The sequence below is a fragment of the Arthrobacter sp. JCM 19049 genome (genome assembly GCF_001310435.1).
In genome coordinates, this window is record NZ_BAXF01000742.1 from 1 (window position 1) to 853 (window position 853).

At 70.5% G+C, this 853-nt stretch carries 2 pseudogenes; both read left to right on the forward strand.

Annotated features, from left to right (window positions below):
* Window positions 1-607, forward strand: a pseudogene (locus JCM19049_RS21510) (hypothetical protein); the annotation flags it as partial.
* Window positions 546-853 (forward strand): annotated as a pseudogene (locus tag JCM19049_RS15915) (DNA repair protein RecN); the annotation flags it as partial. The pseudogenes JCM19049_RS21510 and JCM19049_RS15915, both read left to right, overlap by 62 nt.

Sequence of the window (853 nt, forward strand, 5' to 3'; positions counted from 1 at the left end):
AGCTGGTGGCGGTGCACGGCCAGTCCGACAGATCCGGTTGAAGGAGGCCGGCGCGCAGCGCGACGCCCTGGACCGCTTCGCCGGTGATGACTTTTCCCGCACCCTGGCCCGCTACCAGCGCAGCTACCGCCAGTGGCGCGAGGTCAGCCGTGAGCTGGCCAGCCTGAAGCAGGATTCGCGCGACCGGGTGCGGGAGGCGGAAAACCTGCGCCTGGCGCTGGAGGAGATCGACGGGATCGACCGCAGCCGGGGGAGGATGAGCAGCTGCGCGAGGCCGCCACGAAGCTGGGCAACGTCGAATCGCTGCGCAACGCCGCCGTCCAGGCCCACGGCATCCTGGACAGCGAGGATTTTGAGACCCCGGGCATCAACTCGCTGGTGGAAAGCGCGCGCGGGGTGCTGGCCGCCGCCGGGGGAGACGACCCGGCCTGCAGGGGTTTGCGGACCGCGCCGCGGAACTGGGCATCCTGGCCTCGGAGCTCTCCAGCGACATCTCGGCCTACCTGGCGGATCTGGACGAGGAGGGCCCCGAACGCCTGGCCCAGGTGGAGGCGCGGCGCGCGGAGCTGGGCAAGCTGCTGCGCAAATACGCCCCGAGCATCGATGAGGTGCTGCAGTGGGCCGACGCCTCCCGGACCCGGCTGGAGGAGCTGGGCGGGGATGACACCCGCATCACGGAACTGCAGGAGCGCAGCACCAAGCTGGGCAATGAGGTTTCCTCGCTGGCCGCGGAGCTGACCCGGGCCCGCACCAAGGCCGCCAAGCTGCTGTCCAAGCGGGTCAGCCAGGAACTGACCGCGTTGGCAATGCCCGACGCGAAACTGGTCGTGCAGCTGGAGGCGCTGGAGGAGCC